Origin of the sequence: Bacillus sp. FSL L8-0358, assembly GCF_038593095.1 — a bacterium.
GTDB classification, from domain to species: Bacteria; Bacillota; Bacilli; order Bacillales; family Bacillaceae; genus Bacillus; species Bacillus subtilis.
The window spans coordinates 3,026,703-3,044,394 of the sequence record NZ_CP151962.1; the positions used below are offsets into that span (position 1 = coordinate 3,026,703).

General features: G+C 44.4%; 15 protein-coding genes. 6 read left to right on the forward strand and 9 right to left on the reverse strand.

The window, feature by feature from the left end:
* Positions 1-46: 46 nt before the first annotated feature.
* Positions 47-766, forward strand: a complete 720-nt coding sequence (locus NYE49_RS15590) for a yteA family sporulation protein (RefSeq protein ID WP_003229046.1) — start codon at positions 47-49, stop codon at positions 764-766.
* A gap of 8 nt (positions 767-774) precedes the next feature.
* On the opposite strand, the gene NYE49_RS15595 is transcribed toward NYE49_RS15590, so the two are convergent.
* Positions 775-1,593, reverse strand: coding sequence for a UTP--glucose-1-phosphate uridylyltransferase (locus NYE49_RS15595; protein WP_342410407.1), 819 nt, complete (start codon positions 1,591-1,593; stop codon positions 775-777).
* A 171-nt stretch (positions 1,594-1,764) separates the two neighbouring features.
* On the opposite strand from NYE49_RS15595, the gene NYE49_RS15600 reads away from it, so the two are divergent.
* From NYE49_RS15600 to NYE49_RS15610, 3 genes are read left to right on the forward strand one after another with little or no spacing between them, the layout of a single operon-like run.
* Positions 1,765-3,051, forward strand: coding sequence for a UDP-glucose/GDP-mannose dehydrogenase family protein (locus NYE49_RS15600; protein ID WP_015483601.1), 1,287 nt, complete (start codon positions 1,765-1,767; stop codon positions 3,049-3,051).
* Positions 3,048-3,998 carry an NAD-dependent epimerase/dehydratase family protein gene (locus tag NYE49_RS15605; protein WP_047183076.1) on the forward strand — a complete coding sequence of 317 codons (951 nt, stop codon included), beginning with the start codon at positions 3,048-3,050 and terminating at the stop codon, positions 3,996-3,998. Before NYE49_RS15600 ends, NYE49_RS15605 begins: the two co-directional genes overlap by 4 nt.
* 2 nt (positions 3,999-4,000) lie before the next feature.
* Positions 4,001-5,224: a glycosyltransferase family 4 protein gene (locus tag NYE49_RS15610; protein WP_047183077.1), complete on the forward strand. Its 1,224-nt coding sequence runs from the start codon at positions 4,001-4,003 to the stop codon at positions 5,222-5,224.
* 73 nt (positions 5,225-5,297) lie between these two features.
* Here NYE49_RS15610 and NYE49_RS15615 read toward each other — a convergent pair whose 3' ends face one another.
* The 3 genes from NYE49_RS15615 to cotSA are packed head-to-tail and all read right to left on the reverse strand — an operon-like array spanning position 5,298 to position 7,940.
* Positions 5,298-5,735: a hypothetical protein gene (locus NYE49_RS15615; RefSeq protein ID WP_015384457.1), complete on the reverse strand. Its 438-nt coding sequence runs from the start codon at positions 5,733-5,735 to the stop codon at positions 5,298-5,300.
* 1 nt (position 5,736) lies between these two features.
* Positions 5,737-6,792 (reverse strand): spore coat putative kinase CotS, encoded by a 1,056-nt coding sequence (gene cotS, locus NYE49_RS15620; RefSeq protein ID WP_047183078.1) that lies wholly within the window; start codon positions 6,790-6,792, stop codon positions 5,737-5,739.
* Between the two features lie 14 nt (positions 6,793-6,806).
* Positions 6,807-7,940 (reverse strand): spore coat protein CotSA, encoded by a 1,134-nt coding sequence (gene cotSA / locus NYE49_RS15625; protein ID WP_046340261.1) that lies wholly within the window; start codon positions 7,938-7,940, stop codon positions 6,807-6,809.
* 189 nt (positions 7,941-8,129) lie between these two features.
* On the opposite strand from cotSA, the gene cotI reads away from it, so the two are divergent.
* On the forward strand, positions 8,130-9,203 hold the full coding sequence (gene cotI / locus NYE49_RS15630) for a spore coat kinase CotI (RefSeq protein ID WP_080030688.1): 1,074 nt from the start codon (positions 8,130-8,132) through the stop codon (positions 9,201-9,203).
* 79 nt (positions 9,204-9,282) lie between these two features.
* Positions 9,283-9,750: a TspO/MBR family protein gene (locus NYE49_RS15635; RefSeq protein ID WP_003229024.1), complete on the forward strand. Its 468-nt coding sequence runs from the start codon at positions 9,283-9,285 to the stop codon at positions 9,748-9,750.
* Between the two features lie 30 nt (positions 9,751-9,780).
* Here NYE49_RS15635 and glgP read toward each other — a convergent pair whose 3' ends face one another.
* The 5 genes from glgP to glgB are packed head-to-tail and all read right to left on the reverse strand — an operon-like array spanning position 9,781 to position 17,692.
* On the reverse strand, positions 9,781-12,177 hold the full coding sequence (glgP, locus tag NYE49_RS15640) for a glycogen phosphorylase GlgP (protein WP_015483603.1): 2,397 nt from the start codon (positions 12,175-12,177) through the stop codon (positions 9,781-9,783).
* Positions 12,164-13,618: a glycogen synthase GlgA gene (glgA, locus tag NYE49_RS15645; protein ID WP_047183079.1), complete on the reverse strand. Its 1,455-nt coding sequence runs from the start codon at positions 13,616-13,618 to the stop codon at positions 12,164-12,166. Before glgA ends, glgP begins: the two co-directional genes overlap by 14 nt.
* A complete protein-coding gene (gene glgD / locus NYE49_RS15650) occupies positions 13,615-14,646 on the reverse strand; it encodes a glucose-1-phosphate adenylyltransferase subunit GlgD (protein ID WP_004398841.1) in 1,032 nt (343 codons plus the stop codon). Before glgD ends, glgA begins: the two co-directional genes overlap by 4 nt.
* Before the next feature lie 23 nt (positions 14,647-14,669).
* Positions 14,670-15,812, reverse strand: a complete 1,143-nt coding sequence (locus NYE49_RS15655) for a glucose-1-phosphate adenylyltransferase (protein WP_003229018.1) — start codon at positions 15,810-15,812, stop codon at positions 14,670-14,672.
* Complete coding sequence (gene glgB / locus NYE49_RS15660) at positions 15,809-17,692, reverse strand: 1,4-alpha-glucan branching enzyme (RefSeq protein ID WP_047183080.1); 1,884 nt, start codon at positions 17,690-17,692, stop codon at positions 15,809-15,811. Before glgB ends, NYE49_RS15655 begins: the two co-directional genes overlap by 4 nt.

Consider the following 17,692-nt stretch of genomic DNA (forward strand, 5'->3'; position numbering starts at 1 on the left):
CTGTTCATACTAAAGGTATGCATCACAGAGAAACGAGGCGATCACATTGCTTACGAAAGAACAGCTTCAGCATTTAAAAAATGAACTGGAACAAACGAAAAAAGATATCTTAAACCGTTTCAAAGACAATGACCATTTTCAGCTTAACTCAGCCTTTCCTTATGATTCGTGGGGTGAGCTTTCGGCATACGACAACCATCCCGGCGATCAGGCGACAGAACTTTACGAGCGTGAGAAAGACATCGCTCTCGATTTACATGAGCGAGAGCACCTTCGGGACATTGAGCATTCATTGAAGGCGATAGAAAACGGTACGTATGGCATTTGTGAAGTCAGCGGAAAGGAAATCCCTTTCGAACGACTTGAAGCGCTTCCGACTGCCACAACCCTCGCGGAGTATTCGTCACAGGACGTGGTTTCCAAAGACCGTCCGATTGAAGAAGAAACACCGTTCGGGCAATTTGAATTTGATGATGATGAAGAAATCAGAGCGCCATATGACAGTGAGGATTCCTATCAGGATGTCGAAAAATATGGTAACTCACAAACGCCGCAGGATATGGAAAACCCTCCGCTCAGCTATGATGATATGACGATGAATGCCGAAGAGAATATCGGCAATACGGAGTCTTACGAAAATTTCATCGCTACAGATATCACTGGAAAAGAAATTACCGTTTATCAAAGCAGAGCCCATGAGCGCTATGAAGAAGAACTTGACGAAGAGGGAATCATGACCACATTCGGCGATCTCCACGCTGATTGAACCCCCGATTATTGGGGGTTCTTTTCCATTTTCAGCATATCGTAAATCAGCTTCAGATAATCCTTTTGCAGGCCGATGTCATACCGCTCGCCCTCTAGCAATTTCCCGTATACAGTACATGCCCCGAGCGAAGCTTTTATCGCATCCGTTACCTGCACTTCTCCTCCGCTATCAGCTTCTAATGCCTCCAGCTCATTAAAAATATCAGGTGTGAAAATATAACGCCCTGCTGCGGCAAAATGAGACGGAGGGTTTTGTTTAGGCTTTTCCACAATATCCTGTATGCGATAAAGCCCTTTTTCAACAGGCTCCCCTTTTATCACCCCGTAATGATGTAAATCCTCCGTTTTTGTTTCTTTTAAGCCGATCACACTGGACTGATATTTCGTATACGCTTCAATCAGCTGTCCTAAAGCCGGCTGATTGGCGGAAAAAATCAGATCATCTGGCAAAACGACGGCAAAAGGCTCTTTGCCTGCAAATTGCTTTCCGAAAGAAATGGCGTCGCCAAGACCCTTTGCATAAGGCTGGCGCACATAGTGAATCCGTATATCCGGAATGCGATGCTCACTAAGCAAATGCAGTTTATTCTTAGAGGCCAAAAAAGCCTCAAGTGCCAAAGAGGAATCAAAATAGTCGACAATCAGATTTTTATGGCTCGATACAACCATCAAAATGTCCTCAATGCCTGACTCCTTTAATTCTTCAACAAGATAATGAATCACAGGCTTAGATCCTACCGGAAACATTTCTTTCGGAATCACCTTCGTCACCGGCAGATTTCTCGTGCCGAATCCGCCTGCAGGAATGATCGCTTTTTTTATCATGTTATTTTCCCCTCAGCTCATGTTTATTACATGATATTCCAAGAGCGCATCCCGATGTTTGTACATCTGAAATTAGGCGGGAGCAACTGGGCAGAAAGCGGAATCACGAACCAGCCCTTTTTTAATAGGATATTGATATATGACCAGTAATCTTGTAAAGGAGCTCAGGTGATGAAAATTTGTGTGGTTGGCGCCGGGTATGTCGGTTTAACCCTATCAGCGGCACTGGCATCCATCGGACATGACATGATATGCACAGACAAAGACGTCAAAAAAATCGGGCAGCTGAAAAAAGGAGTCATTCCCTTTTACGAGCCTGGGCTTTCAGATGTAATACTTCGTTGCGGCAATCTCTCGTTTTCTTCTGAAGTGAAATCGAGCATGGAGGAATGTCCCGTTATTTTTATCGCAGTCGGAACTCCGCCGCGTTCGGACGGATCAGCTGATACGAAAGCCCTGCAGTCCGTCATCGGTGATTTAAGCGAGGCGATCCGATCGTATAAAACCATTATTACGAAAAGCACTGTTCCGCCCGGGACTAATGAAAACATAGCAAAACTTCTGATTGCCTCCGGAGTGTCTAAAAACCTCTTTAATATCGTATCCAATCCGGAGTTTCTGCGGGAAGGCAATGCCTTATATGACATGCTGCATCCTGACAAAACAGTCATCGGTGTTCAGGAAGAAGATCACGTATCGGCAGCCATCGTCAAATCCATTTACAAACACATTGATACCCCTTTTATCGTTACAAGCTTAGCGGGAGCAGAGCTGATCAAATATGCCAACAATTTCTTTTTAGCGGCCAAAATTTCGTTCATTAACGAAATGGCCCGCATATGTGAAGCCTATCAATCAGATATCTCAGATATTTCCCGCGCTATCGGTCTAGACCCAAGGATCGGGGAGCACTTTTTGCAGGCAGGCATCGGATACGGAGGCTCTTGTTTTCCAAAGGATCTGCAGGCGCTGCAATTTGCTGCCCAGGAAAAAAACACGGAGACCTTCCTGCTCCGGGCCGTGCAGCACATTAATGACACCCAGCTCGGCCTGTATATCAAAAAAATACAGTCATTCTTCGAAACACTTCAAGGCAAGAAAGCGGCTGTACTCGGCATTTCCTTCAAACCGAATACCGATGACATCAGGAATTCTCAGGCTGTCAGACTGATGGAAAGGCTGGCGGAGCTGGGATGTGATGTTCATGCATATGATCCTGAAGCTGTACTTCCAGAACATTTGCGGCAACATGTAACTCAGCATTCTCAAGCTTTTGATGCGGTCGAAGAGAGTGACTTTTTATTTTTGGCGACAGAATGGCCTGAGTTTTTAGCGTTTGATTGGAAAAAGGCTGCAGATATCATGAAAGGGCGTCTTGTGATTGACGGGCGCAACGTACTGAAAAAAGAACTGATCGAGGCTTGCGGCCTGATCTGTACGGGAGTTGGCCGTCCATGAAAATACTCGTCACAGGAGCAGCGGGCTTTATCGGCTCCCACCTCTGCGAAGAATTACTAAAAGATAAGAAACATAACATTATCGGAATCGATGACTTTATCGGTCCTACTCCATTTTCCTTGAAACTAAAAAACCTTAAAAACCTGCTGCCGGAAAAGCGATTTACGTTCATAAAGGAAAATCTGCTGACAGCGGATCTTGCTCCCTTACTGGAAGGAGTGGACGTCATCTTTCATTTGGCGGCCATACCGGGTGTCCGCTCAAGCTGGGGCAGTCATTTTCACCCATATGCCGCACATAATATCCAAGCGCTCCAAAGGCTCCTCGAGGAGTGCCGGAAACATTCTATTCAAACGTTCGTCTTTGCATCCACCTCTTCCGTCTATGGCGAAAAACAAGGAAAAGTCAGCGAAAACACGTCGCTTTCTCCTTTATCTCCGTACGGGGTAACAAAGCTTACGGGAGAAAAGCTTTGCCATGTGTATCAACAAAGCTTTGGCATTCCAATTGTGATTCTCCGTTTTTTTACCGTATACGGGCCAAGACAGCGGCCGGATATGGCTTTTCACCGGCTCATTAAGCAGCACCTTCAGCAAAAGCCGCTTACCATCTTCGGTGATGGGCAGCAGTCAAGAGATTTCACTTATATCAGCGACTGTGTCAAAGGCATCACCGCTGTTCTTGGGAAACCCCACCTTATTGGTGAAACAGTAAATATCGGCGGTGCTGAGCGTGCCTCAGTCTTAAAGGTTGTCTCCCTCATTGAGGATATTTCCGGTAGAAAAGCAACACTGCACTTTTCGGACAAAATAGCAGGGGAACCGAGCAACACGTGGGCGGATATTTCAAAAGCAAAGCAGCTCTTGCATTATGATCCCGCCACATCCTTAAAGGATGGCTTGACCAACGAAATCGCCTATTTATCGTCGCTGTATCAGGGGGAATAAAAATGAAGCTTGCCTTTATCTGTACAGAAAAGCTGCCGGCGCCCGCAGTACGCGGCGGCGCTATTCAAATGATGATTGACGGTGTCACGCCCTATTTCAGCAGCAGGTACGACCTGACTATTTTTTCAATAGAAGATCCAGCGCTTCCAAAAAGAGAAACAAAAGACGGCGTACATTATATCCATCTGCCAAAAGAACATTACCGCGAGGCGGTAGCCGAAGAGCTGCGAGCCTCTTCCTTTGACCTCATTCATGTGTTCAACAGGCCTTTAAATGTCTCTTTATATAAAAAAGCCTCACCAAACAGCAAGATCGTTCTGAGCCTGCATAACGAAATGTTTTCTGAAAAAAAGATGACCTTCGCGCAAGGAAAAGAAGTACTCGACAATGTCTCCATGATCACAACTGTGAGCGAATTTATTAAACAAACCGTCATTGAACGTTTCCCTGAAGCCGAGGACATCACAAAAGTTGTGTATTCCGGCGTTGATTTAAACTCTTATCCGCCCGTCTGGACGATGAAAGGCTCGGCTGTCAGAAAAACATACCGGAAAAAATACGGTATTGAAGATAAAAAAGTTATTTTATTCGCCGGCCGCTTAAGCCCGACAAAAGGACCTCACCTTCTCATTCACAGCATGAGAAGGATTTTGCAGCAGCACCCTGATGCTGTACTGGTCATAGCAGGCGGGAAGTGGTTCAGCGATGACAGCGAAAACCATTATGTAACCTATCTGCGCACGCTGGCCCTGCCATACAGAGACCACATAATCTTTACAAAATTCATTCCCGCAGACGACATCCCAAACCTATTTCTGATGGCAGATGTATTTGTGTGCAGCTCTCAGTGGAACGAACCCCTCGCCCGTGTGAATTATGAAGCAATGGCGGCCGGCACGCCCTTAATTACCACAAACCGGGGCGGAAACGGAGAAGTCGTAAAAGACGAAGTCACCGGTCTTGTCATCGACAGATACAACAAACCTTCTTCATTTGCAAAAGCAATTGACAGAGCCTTTACAGATCAAGAATTAATGAACAAAATGACAAAAAACGCCCGAAAGCATGTAGAAGCTTTATTTACCTTTACCCATGCGGCCAAAAGGCTCAATACTGTTTACCAATCCGTTCTAACCCCGAAAAACAAACAATTTCCGCCGCCTTTTCTGACGCAAAATTTTGATTTGTCATCTATCAATCAGCTTTTTGTGAAAGCAAAAACATAAAACCTACAGCTCGTGTTGCAAAACGGGCTGTTTTTTTGCTGCAGAAAACATAAAAAAAGGCATAAATGTGACTTTATGCCTTGCGCTTTACGGTTTGAGAAAACCATGGAGCTGGTTTAGATTCACTTGGAAGAATGATGATTTCCACTTTAGCTTCTTCCGCTAAGTCTGGTTCTTCATCTTCATCTTCATCCTCTTCTTCATATGGGGGCACTGAGCGTTTCGAATCATGCTCCTCCTCAGGCTCTAGAGTGGTTTCGAATTTTGTTTCTTCTTCATCATCGACGATTTTGTGATCTGTTTCCTTTTCCATCGTTTCTTCTTGATATTCTTTCGGTGCATTGATGTGAGGGAGCTCTCGAATGCTGCCCACATCTAAATGCTTCTCCTCTTCTTCCTTCTCAGCTGAGATTGAGTCATGAGCCTGCCATCCCATTGGTCCAGGCGGTGTAAATACGAATTGGTCGAGATCCAGTTTAGAAATAGAGGCTTTTTGTCTCGATGACCTCATGTCAATTCGCCTCCCGATACGCTTTTATCTTTTTATACAGTTCCGGCAGTTTATCCAAAAACGAATCTTTAGATTCTTCAACAGAAATCATGTTTTGCAGCGCCCAGTTATACTTCTCATCTGACCACGTTTTCTTTTGCTTCAAATAATATTTGTGCCCGATTGCACAAAACAAATGCGGAAACGCGAGATCAATCCAAAGTACCTCGTACTGTTTTTCTGTGAGCGGATACACTGCGTCGTAGGACGCGAGCAGTGCAACCATGAAATCAGTATCCCATACAGAAAGCTTAACCATCACTTTATTCAGCAGAATACGAAGGTCTCTTGACGGCAAATCGTAGGTAATCGAGTGAAGCTCCTTTAAAAAAGGCTCCCCTTCGATCTCTGTCAAACGTGCCAATGTAAAATCCTGAAAACAGAATCCGCCATGCTCGAGCGTTTCTTTTGTCCAGGTTTCGTATTCTGAGTCATCAAGCGCCTGAAGAGCTTCTTTTCCTCTTGCCAGCATTTTATCAGCATGTTTTAAGAAAGTTTGCGAAAATACGTCATCAGGATAGGATGCTGCGATCTGCATATTCCCCTCCAGTTCCTGCAGCTTCCAACGGTACAATTTGTGCCATTTTCCCAACCGGCTTCTCTTCTTGCTTTCATCTGTGCAAACATATCCTTTTGAGTCATGATGAAAATGACCGACAAACGACATGACTTTTTTCATTTGCTCTGCATCATAGTAAATCATTTCTTTTCCTGTCACTTTGTCATATAAGCTGTAAGAAACCTGATCCGTGCCCAAGCAGCTACCGCCATTTTTTGTTTGATGAATCGGTGCTATCGGCAGCCCTTTCTCTTGTAAATGGGCATGTGCCTGAGTGATAAAAAGCATCCGCTCCGGTTTCATTTGCGCTTCTTTTAGCAGCTTTGGGCCATGATCAGTTTCGACTTCCCAGATTTTGCGTCCGCTTTTGTTCGATTTCAGCGCCACATTGTCAATATGAAAAGGATAATAGCTGAGAATTTCGGACACAATCTGTTCTTCATGCTCTTTTTGGTACACTCTGTTCACCCCTTCTATCTGTTCTTTTCATAGACGCTGAGCAGATTTTCAGCCACCCTCTGCCAGCCAAAATTGCTTTCTGCCTCACGGCGGCTGTATTTCCCAAGCCGTTCCCGCTTTTCCGAGCTGCTCAGCAAATCATTGATATGTTCGGCATATTGTTTAGGATTTTCAAAGTCATGAATGATGTAGCCGTTTTTCCCTTCCTCTATGACCTCTGGATTGCCTCCCCGATTGCTTGTAATAATAGGAAGTCCCGCAGCCATCGCTTCATAATGCACCCTTGCTAAAGGCTCCTGCCATTGCGAAGAGCATACAAATACATCTGACATGGTATAAAGGCGCGGAATGTCCTTAGGCTTCACAAATTGAATAAATGTGACATGATCCTTTTGCATCGCACCAAGGGTATGAAGATGTTTGACATAGTTATTTAATTCATTATCTCCGAACCATTTTGACCCGATAAACACCATCATGACATCGGGGTGCTCCTCAATGATGTCCGGCAAAGCCTGCAATAATATGTGCGGGCCTTTGACTTTGCTAAGCCGGCCGACAAACAAGACGATTTTTTTGCCGTGAAGCCCCAGCTCGCTTCGCATCTCTTCGCGAGCCCGCTGCCCTTCATTCGTCCAGCGAGGGTGGTACGTTTTTAAATCCACACCGGAATACACCGTTTTTGTTTTTGATCGTGCTGACGGAAAACGGCTTGTGATCGTCTGTCCGATATAATCGCTGACCGTAACAATCTGCGCTACGGAGTCGATGCAAATCTCGCCTTCCGCCTGGCTGATTTTATCGTAAGCGAACATTTCATTGTGAACGCTTAAAATAAAAACAGCATCCGGCGTCTGTTTCTTCAATTTCGGAACCCAGCTTGGGCGATTACAAACATGCACAAGATCAAAACGGCTCTTTTTCAGCTCTGCTCCAACGGCTTCTTCATAACGGTCTTCATCCAAATGCACATAATGGACACCGTCTACCTTCTCTCTATCAGCGAGATTCGGATCTTTAATAGAAAACACAGTCACCTCATGTTTTTTGGCAATTAAAGGGGCAACCGCTTCGAGGTAGATTTGAATAGCGCCTCCTCGAACCGATGGGACAGGAAGCTTCTCTGTGGCGATCAGTGCTATTTTCATACATAGCCTCCATTCCTGCATGATTTTTAACTAGTTAGAATCATGATACGGCTGAACAACCAACTTGTGCGGAATGGGACTGCCCTAAAAACAAAACGGGTAAACAACCAGATTCATCTATTAAATATAGTCAAATAACTCAATCATTTTTTCCTTTTGATTCATAAGGTAGGAGTAAAACAGGTAAGGATGTGTCCTTTAATGGCAGAAAACCATGAAGTCATTGAGGAGGGGAATTCATCAGAGCTTCCTTTATCAGCAGAAGATGCAAAAAAATTAACGGAGCTGGCTGAAAATGTGCTTCAAGGATGGGATGTGCAGACTGAAAAAATAGACGTCATTCAGGGAAACCAGATGGCGCTTGTCTGGAAGGTCCACACAGACTCCGGCGCAGTTTGTCTAAAACGAATACACAGGCCAGAAAAGAAAGCGTTGTTTTCCATTTTCGCGCAGGACTATTTGGCAAAAAAAGGCATGAATGTTCCTGGCATACTCCCAAACAAAAAAGGCAGCCTATATTCCAAGCACGGCTCATTTCTATTTGTCGTATATGACTGGATCGAAGGAAGACCGTTTGAGCTGACTGTAAAGCAGGACTTGGAGTTTATCATGAAAGGCCTTGCTGATTTTCATACAGCGTCCGTCGGATATCAGCCGCCAAATGGCGTTCCCGTATTTACCAAATTAGGTCGCTGGCCGAACCACTATACGAAACGGTGCAAACAGATGGAAACGTGGAAGCTGATGGCGGAGGCGGAAAAAGAAGATCCTTTCTCACAGCTTTATCTTCAGGAGATAGATGGCTTTATTGAAGACGGGCTGCGCATCAAAGACCGGCTTTTGCAGTCGACCTATGTTCCATGGACTGAACAGCTGAAAAAAAGCCCTAACCTTTGCCACCAGGATTACGGAACCGGAAATACACTCTTAGGGGAAAATGAACAGATTTGGGTCATTGACTTAGATACCGTTTCATTTGATCTGCCTATTCGCGATTTGCGCAAAATGATTATTCCGCTTTTGGATACGACGGGCGTTTGGGATGAAGAAACATTTCATGTCATGCTGAACGCATACGAATCCAGAGCCCCATTAACTGAAGAACAAAAACAAGTCATGTTTATTGATATGCTGTTTCCTTACGAGCTTTACGATGTCATTCGCGAAAAATACGTCCGCAAGTCTGCTTTACCGAAGGAAGAATTAGAATCAGCTTTTGAATATGAACGCATTAAAGCAAACGCATTGCAGCAGCTTATTTAAGACCATCATTTCCCCCGCATATCGGGGGTTTGATCTTTATAAGATAAAGGGTAAATAAATACATGCGGAGGTTGCAAATATGAAAAAGATTGTCGGCGCTTTAGCCGTTTTTGTGATTACATATGCGCTGTTTTCAGCCGCAGGCTACCTGTTTCCTGTGGACCAAGAATGGTACAATTCATTGAAAAAACCGGACTGGACACCAAGCGGAACTGCGATCGGCATCATTTGGGCCATCCTGTTTGCCCTGATCTCCCTTTCAGCAGCCATTGTATATGCTGCGTTTTCATTTAAAGGTGCGAAAAGCTTTTGGTTTACACTTTTGATAAATTACGTGCTCAATCAAGCATTCAGCTATTTCCAGTTTACGCAAAAAAATCTGCTGGCTGCATCGCTTGACTGCCTGCTTGTCGCCATCACAGCAATCGTATTACTGATCATTGCCAAAAAATACAGCAGAGCCGCAAGCTATCTTCTTTTGCCTTATTTTTTATGGAGTGCATTTGCGACGTTCTTATCCTTTACAATCAATTCAATGAATCTGTGAACAAAAAAAGCCGCTTATACAGCGGCTTTTTCACATCATCGGCTTGATGCCCCAAATGTCCTTCGCATATTCCCGGATCGTGCGGTCGCTGGAGAAATATCCAGAATGAGCAATGTTTACAATCGAACGCTCAGACCATTTCCTTCGCTCTCGATAATCAGCTTGAATTCGCTCCTGCGCATCTGCATATGAGCTGAAATCCTTCAGCACAAAATACTCATCATTATGCGGAAGCAGCGAGTCAAAGATCGATTCGAATTCATCTGCTTCTCCTTCGAAAAAACCATTGATCAGCTGATCCGCTACCTGCCTGATTCTCCTGTCATGCTGATAATATTCCCTCGATCTATAGCCGCCGTTTTCCTGATACGATAGAACCTCATCCGCCTTTAAGCCGAACGTGTAAATACAGTCAGGGCCCACCCGCTCAAGGATCTCGATATTTGCGCCGTCATGCGTGCCGATCGTCAAAGCCCCGTTCATCATAAACTTCATATTCCCTGTACCAGACGCTTCCTTGCTTGCGGTTGAAATTTGCTCACTTACGTCTGATGCCGGAAAAATTCGCTCAGCCATAGAAACTCTATAATTTTCTAAAAAAACAACTTTGATCAGCTGTTTGACCGCTGGATCATAATTGACTTTTTCTGCGACAGAATGGATCAGCTTAATGATTTTCTTGGCATAATAATAGCTTGGTGAAGCCTTTGCCCCGAAAATAAAGGTTTGCGGGTAGATTGAAAACCCAGCGTCCTCCTTGAGGCGGTTATACAAATACATAATGTGAAGAACATTCAGCAGCTGCCGTTTATATGCATGGAGCCGTTTCACCTGTACATCAAATATGCTGTCAGGGTTCACAACCACCCCGGCCGTGCAAAAAATCAAATCGGCAAGCTCTTGTTTTTTCTTGCTTTTGTTGTTTTGAAACTGTTCAATAAATGTAGGATCAGAGGCGTACGGTTCTAAACGGATCAGTGATTCCGGCTGTTTGACCCATTCATCGCCGATCGCCTCTGTAATGATGGCAGACAAGCCTGGATTCGCTTTTAACAGCCAGCGCCTGTGGGCAATTCCATTCGTCTTATTGTTAAAACGATTCGGGAACAGCAAGTGAAAGTCGCGCATCTCCCTTTCCTTTAATATATCGGAATGAATTTTTGCAACGCCATTTACACTGTAGCTGCCTACTATGGCCAGATGAGCCATTTTGACAACACCATGCGCTGTAATCGCCATGTCCTCTATCCTTTTCCAGTCTCCCGGATACTTTTCCCAAACTGCACGGCAAAACCTCTCATTGATCTCTTCAATAATCATGTACATTCGCGGGAGCAGCGGCTTAAACAAATGAATCGGCCATTTCTCGAGCGCTTCTGACAATGTTGTATGATTTGTATAAGAAATCGTATGTACAGTGATATGCCAAGCTTCTTCCCAGCTCATGTTCTCTTCATCGAGCAAAATCCGCATCAGCTCGGGCACCGCAAGCGCAGGGTGAGTGTCATTAATATGAATGCTCACTTTTTTATGCAGGCCGGATAAGGATTTATGTGTTTTACGGTAATTGTTCACAATGCTTTTTAAGCTTGCGCATACTAAAAAATACTGCTGCTTCAACCGTAAAATTTTCCCCTCATCATGGGTGTCGTCGGGATATAAGAATTCAGAAACCGCTTCTGTTTCCCGCTTATAAGACAAAATATTACCGCCGTGATAATGCGCATAGGGCTCGGCGTTCCAAAGCCTTAACGTATTGACAGTGCCCGTTTCATAGCCGATGATCGGGATATCATAAGGAACAGCGGTAACGATTGTGGCTTGTTCGTGGCGAAAATGCAGGCGCCCGCTTTTTTCTGTCATATGGACTTCGCCCCAAAACGGCACGTCTACTGCTTGATCCGCATTCCTTACTTCCCATACGTTCCCGTTTTTCAGCCATTGCTCAGGCAGCTCCACCTGATGCCCGTCTACAATTTTTTGCTCAAACAAACCATGCTTATAGCGTATGCCCATCCCATGCCCAGGCAGGTTCAACGAAGCAAGAGAATCTAAAAAGCAAGCGGCCAAGCGGCCAAGCCCGCCGTTGCCGAGACCTGCATCGTTCTCTATCTGAAGGATTTCCTCTAAATTGATGCCGATTTCCTTTAAACCAGCTTCTACAACATCACGAACACCAAGATTCATTAAGTTTTGCTCAAGGAGCTGACCGAGCAGAAATTCGATTGATAAATAATATGTCTGCTTCCCGGAATTTGATCTGCTTTTTTCATTCGTTTCGATCCAATCAGCGCTGATATACTCTCTGACCATATTGCCCAACGTTTTATATTGATCCAGCTTGGCAGAATCTTTAAAGCTTTTTCCGCACGTCATTTCCAGACGCTTTAAAAATAAGTCTGCAAAGCGTTCTTTACTCGAGAACATCCCGTCCACTCCTTGTCACCTGCTCGAAAATACGCTGATACTCTTTAGCCGACTTCCTCCAGCTGTAATCTGCATTCATTGCGGTCTTCACGATGCTCTTCCATACATCCTGTTGGCGATAAAACGACAGCGCTCGTTCAATCGTAAATTTCAGATCATGCGCATTAAAGGCGGAAAACGTAAAGCCATTGCCCGTTCCCTCTTCCTCCTGATAGGCACGAACAGTGTCGTAAAGACCGCCCGTTTCCCTGACAATCGGAATGGCGCCATATTGAAGAGCAATGAGCTGCCCCAAACCGCACGGCTCAAATTTCGACGGCATCAAAAACATATCAGAGCCCGCATAAATTTGATGAGCTAGCGGCTCATCAAACCCGATATAAGCCCGGCACTTCTCATGAAAAGCAAATTCTGCATACCGGAAATAATCTTCAAATTCACGTTCTCCTGTGCCCAGCACAACCAGCTGTATGTCTTGCTCCTCAAGAAGTTCGTGCATAATTCTGCGGACAAGATCAAGCCCCTTTTGTTTAGTGAGCCTTGTCACCATACTGATCAGCGGAATATCGTTTTTCTCTGGAAGCCCCATCCGCCGCTGAAGCTTCGTTTTGTTTTCCAACTTGCATGCAAGATCCCCTGAATCGTATTGCGCCTCTATATAAGGATCGCTTTTCGGCTGATAGAACGTATCATCAATGCCATTTAATATGCCGGTTACATCATTTTCCCTATATTGCAAAACCTGTTCCAACTGCTCACCATAATACGGAGTCAATATTTCATTTCTGTAAGTGGGGCTCACAGTTGTCACATGATCAGCCGCAATGATGCCCGCCTTCATAAAATTAACAAATCCGTTGCATTCTAACCTTTCATAATGAAAATGATCCATCTCAAGACCCAGCAAGTCATGTGTGACATCAGGAGGGAATATGCCTTGAAACTGCAGGTTGTGGATCGTAAGCACGCTTTTCATCCGTTCATAAAAAGGATGTTTTCTGTACTCCTCTTTCAGCAAATAATTGACCATCGCTGTATGCCAATCGTGAGTATGAACAATATCGGCTGGAACATTCACAACTTTGGCAGCCTCCAGCACAGCTCTTGAAAAAAAGGCAAACCGCTCACCGTCATCATAATGCCCGTACAACGAATCCCTGTTGAAATAGTACTCATTGTCGATGAAGTAATAATTCACATCATCTTTGGCCATATGTTCAATTCCGCAATATTGCTGACGCCAGCCGACAGCTACCGTACACTCAGCCTTTTTTTTCATACGCTTTTTCCACGGTTCAGGTATTTGGCTGTACTTCGGCAGCATCACAGCTACTTCATTGCCTAATCGTGCAAGTGCCTTTGGCAGAGCACCTGCTACATCGGCAAGACCTCCTGATTTAACAAATGGGGTGCATTCTGACACAGCAAATAATATCTTCAAGAATTCATCAGCTCTCCTTGCACCAAACCTTTTCTTAATACAAGCGGCTGCTCAGCTGTTCCTGCAGCTTCCGTCGCCTTGCCGATTTTAACGTCCTTATCCGAAATGACCTGCTCAAGAAGACAATCCTCGCCAATCTGCGTTTTTTGCATAATAATACAGTTTTTCAGCTTCGTACCCTTTCCGACATGGACCGCCCTGAACAAAATGCAGTTTTCAACCTCTCCTTCAAGCACACAGCCGTTTGCCACCAAAGAGTTTTTGACAGTGCTGTGCTTTCCGTATTTCGTAGGCGGCTCATCCTTCACTTTTGTATAGATCGGCTGCTGCGGCAAAAACACCTGCTGCCAAAAACGAGGCTGAATGAGCTCCATACTGTGGGTATAATATTTTTCCACCGAATCAATGACAGCGGCATAACCTGAATATTCATATGGGCAAATGGTCAGGGCGGAAGATTCCTTTTCAACAGCCTCCTGAATGGTTTTATAGCCTTTTTCGCTATGTCCGTAGATCAGATCCTTTAAAAGCGTTGTTGACATGATATAGATTTGCAGCGACTGGCCGTCCTGAAATACCTCGGTGACGTCGCAGCCAACCTCCTGATGGCGTTTCAGCACATATTGAAATTGAATGTTGCATACGGTATGGCTGTTGGAGATAACAGCATATTGCTGCGTGCTTCTGTGGAAGTAATCTAGATGGTCCGAAAACTGGCGAAAGGACCCGAATTCATCGTATTCGTGATGAAGATGGGGAGACGGGAAAAAAAAGAGGCCGTCCTTTTTCCGGTGCAAATCCCATTCCTTACCCGCTCCAAGGTGATCCATGAGCGAACGGTAACGATACTTCGGAAAAATTGCAACACTCCTAATATCCGCATTCACCATGTTGGAAAGCATAAAATCAATCAGACGGTACCTGCCGGCAAAAGGGATCGCCCCGAGCGACCGCTGTGCTGTTAAATCCTGAAGAGAATGCTTATATGTGGTTTCATCTATAACACCTAACATTTGATTATTGAACACTGACTCTGCCCCCTCTTCAGTAATTAAATCAATTCTTTTTCTACAAATTCCTCTGAAACGAGCAGCACCTCTTCAATGTCTTTTTCGGAGCGAATCACTGCGCCATCCGGCAGCACCATCCCATTAGGAACGATGGCATTTTCAATGACTACATGCTCCCCAATCGTCACATCCGGCATTATGACGGATGATGTAACAGTCGTATGCTTACCGACAGTCACACCTTGAAAAAGAACGGAGTGAGACACATTTCCATATACAACACAACCTTCGTTCACAAGCGAATCTTGAACCTGCGCATCAGATGAAATAAATTGCGGAGGCTGATTTGGATTGACGGAGTAAATTTTCCATTTGCGTTCAAACAGCTTCAGCTCCGAGTCCTCTTTTAACAAATCCATATTGGCTTCCCACAAGCTCTGCACCGTTCCGACATCCTTCCAATATCCCTTGAACGGATAAGCGGAAAGCTTCTTTTTCTCCTCCAAAAGCAGAGGAATAATGTCTTTGCCGAAGTCGTGGCTAGAATAAGGGTTTTGATCGTCCATCTCAAGATACTGTTTCAAAAGCGGCCAATTGAATATATAAATCCCCATTGAGGCAAGATTGCTCTTAGGGAATTTGGGCTTTTCATCAAAATGTGTGATCGTCCCATCTGGATTGGCCTTCATGATGCCGAACCGGCTTGCTTCCTCCCAGCCCACTTCGATGACAGAGATGGTCACATCTGCTTTCTTTTCAATGTGATAATCAAGCATTTTGCCGTAGTCCATTTTGTATATGTGGTCTCCTGACAAAATCAGTACATACTCAGGATCATACTGATTCAAATAATTGAGATTTTCATAAATGGCGCTTGCCGTCCCTTTATACCATTTGACTTCTGATGACTCGGCATAAGGGGGTAAAACCGTCACGCCGCCATTATATCTATCCAGGTCCCATGCACTGCCGATCCCAATATAGGAATTCAGCTCAAGCGGCTGATATTGCGTTAAAATCCCGACTGTGTCTATGCCTGAATTAGAACAGTTGCTTAGGGTAAAATCAATAATCCTGTATTTTCCCCCGAAAGATACAGCCGGTTTGGCCATATTTTTTGTTAATCCGCTGAGACGGCTGCCCTTCCCGCCGGCAAGGAGCATGGCTACACATTGTTTTTTCATCTTTTTATCTCTCCTCTTTTTTTAACCGCCCGTAAAATCGAGATGCCGTAAGGGGGGATGGTCATCGTGATATAACACGGTTTATGATGAAGTGCTCCCTTTTTAGCCGATAACGGCTTTTTGTTGATTTGCCCTGAGCCTCCATATGTTTCACTGTCACTGTTAAGCACTTCAATGTATTGAGTAAAAAAAGGAACTCCAACATCATATTGATGATAGACCACGGGTGTAAAATTACAAATGATGACAAGCGCCTCACCGTGCTTTTTGCCATAACGAATAAAAGAAAAGATTGATTGTTCGTCATTATGGACATCAATCCATTCAAACGATTGTGCACGATGGTCATGCTCATAAAGGATTTTGCTTTTTTGGTAAAAGCGGAGAAGATCTTGCGTAAAAACGCTGGCTTTCTGATGCATGGGGAAGGAGTCCAAAAACCAATCAAGCTGTTCTGTATCTTTCCATTCATCAAATTGGGCAAACTCTGATCCCATAAAGATCAATTTCTTTCCGGGATGCACTGTCATATAGCCCAGCAAAAGCCGATACTGGGCAAATTTCTGCCAGTAGTCGCCAGGCATTTTATTAAGAAGTGATTTTTTTCCGTATACGACTTCATCATGAGAAAACGGCAATACAAAATGCTCACTAAACGCATATAGTAATGAAAAAGAGATAAGCTGATGACAATGCCGCCTTTCTTCGGGCGGCGTCTCCATGTATTTCAGTACGTCATTCATCCATCCCATATTCCATTTATAATGAAAACCAAGCCCCCCTTCCTCAACGGCACCTGTCACTTGAGGCCATTCTGTAGAATCTTCCGCAATCATCATCACATGGGGATATGCCTCTCTCATGGTTTGATTGAGTTTTTTTAAAAAATCAACAGCATATGGATTCGTGTGGCGTTCATCCTGATTTGGCCAATACAAGATATTAGCCACTGCATCAACCCTAAATCCATCTATATGATAGAATTCCGCCCAGTACAACGCATTCGAAATTAAAAAACTATGAACTTCCGGTTTTCCCAGGTCAAAGTTTGCCGTGCCCCATAACCAGTTCTCCCGATCACGTTCTTCTTTGTATTCATAAAGCGGTTCTCCATCAAACATATAGAGTCCATGTGCATCTTTACAAAAATGTCCGGGGACCCAATCCAAAATGACTCCGATATTTTGTTGATGACATTCATCAACAAACTTCATCAGATCATGCGGCGTGCCAAACCTGCTTGTCGGGCTGTAATACCCCGTTCCTTGGTACCCCCATGAACGATCATATGGATGCTCATACACCGGAAGCAGTTCAATATGGGTAAACCCATGCTCCTTGATATAAGGGATAAGCGTCTGACTTAATTCTTTATAGGAATAATGCCTGCCATCAGAATGCTTCTTCCAAGACCCAAGATGCAGTTCATAAATGAAAACAGGTTTTTCATACAGCATCTTAGCCTTCTGTTTTTTTTGCCATTTTTGATCTTGCCAGCTATACCCTTCCAAATTGTAAGTAAGTGACGCTGTGTTTGGTCTGACTTCTGAATAAATAGCGTATGGATCTGCCTTCAGCCTGATCTCACCGTTATTCGTCACGATTTCATATTTATATCGTTCCTTTTCTCCTATACCTGGAATAAATAACGTCCAAATGCCATTATCATTCACTCTGTGCATCACATGCTCTTCTCCAGACCAGCTGTTAAAATCTCCAGCCACTCGTACTTCCGACGCATGAGGCGCCCACACACAGAATTCATATCCGCTTTTGCCATTCAGCTCACGGTAATGCGAGCCAAACAGCTGATAGCTTTTAAACAGACTGCCTTCGTGAAAAAGATAAACATCATGTGCTGTCGGGCTGGCAGCGGCCAT

What these genes read in the sequence shown, in the direction of transcription:
- cotI (WP_080030688.1), top strand. Translation starts at nt 8,130, where the DNA reads ATGTGTCCTTTAATGGCAGAAAACCATGAAGTCATTGAGGAGGGGAAT.
- NYE49_RS15600 (WP_015483601.1), top strand. Translation starts at nt 1,765, where the DNA reads ATGAAAATTTGTGTGGTTGGCGCCGGGTATGTCGGTTTAACCCTATCA.
- NYE49_RS15635 (WP_003229024.1), top strand. Translation starts at nt 9,283, where the DNA reads ATGAAAAAGATTGTCGGCGCTTTAGCCGTTTTTGTGATTACATATGCG.
- cotSA (WP_046340261.1), bottom strand. Translation starts at nt 7,940, where the DNA reads ATGAAAATAGCACTGATCGCCACAGAGAAGCTTCCTGTCCCATCGGTT.
- NYE49_RS15655 (WP_003229018.1), bottom strand. Translation starts at nt 15,812, where the DNA reads ATGAAAAAACAATGTGTAGCCATGCTCCTTGCCGGCGGGAAGGGCAGC.
- NYE49_RS15615 (WP_015384457.1), bottom strand. Translation starts at nt 5,735, where the DNA reads ATGAGGTCATCGAGACAAAAAGCCTCTATTTCTAAACTGGATCTCGAC.
- NYE49_RS15605 (WP_047183076.1), top strand. Translation starts at nt 3,048, where the DNA reads ATGAAAATACTCGTCACAGGAGCAGCGGGCTTTATCGGCTCCCACCTC.
- NYE49_RS15610 (WP_047183077.1), top strand. Translation starts at nt 4,001, where the DNA reads ATGAAGCTTGCCTTTATCTGTACAGAAAAGCTGCCGGCGCCCGCAGTA.
- NYE49_RS15595 (WP_342410407.1), bottom strand. Translation starts at nt 1,593, where the DNA reads ATGATAAAAAAAGCGATCATTCCTGCAGGCGGATTCGGCACGAGAAAT.
- glgP (WP_015483603.1), bottom strand. Translation starts at nt 12,177, where the DNA reads ATGTTCTCGAGTAAAGAACGCTTTGCAGACTTATTTTTAAAGCGTCTG.
- glgB (WP_047183080.1), bottom strand. Translation starts at nt 17,692, where the DNA reads ATGGCCGCTGCCAGCCCGACAGCACATGATGTTTATCTTTTTCACGAA.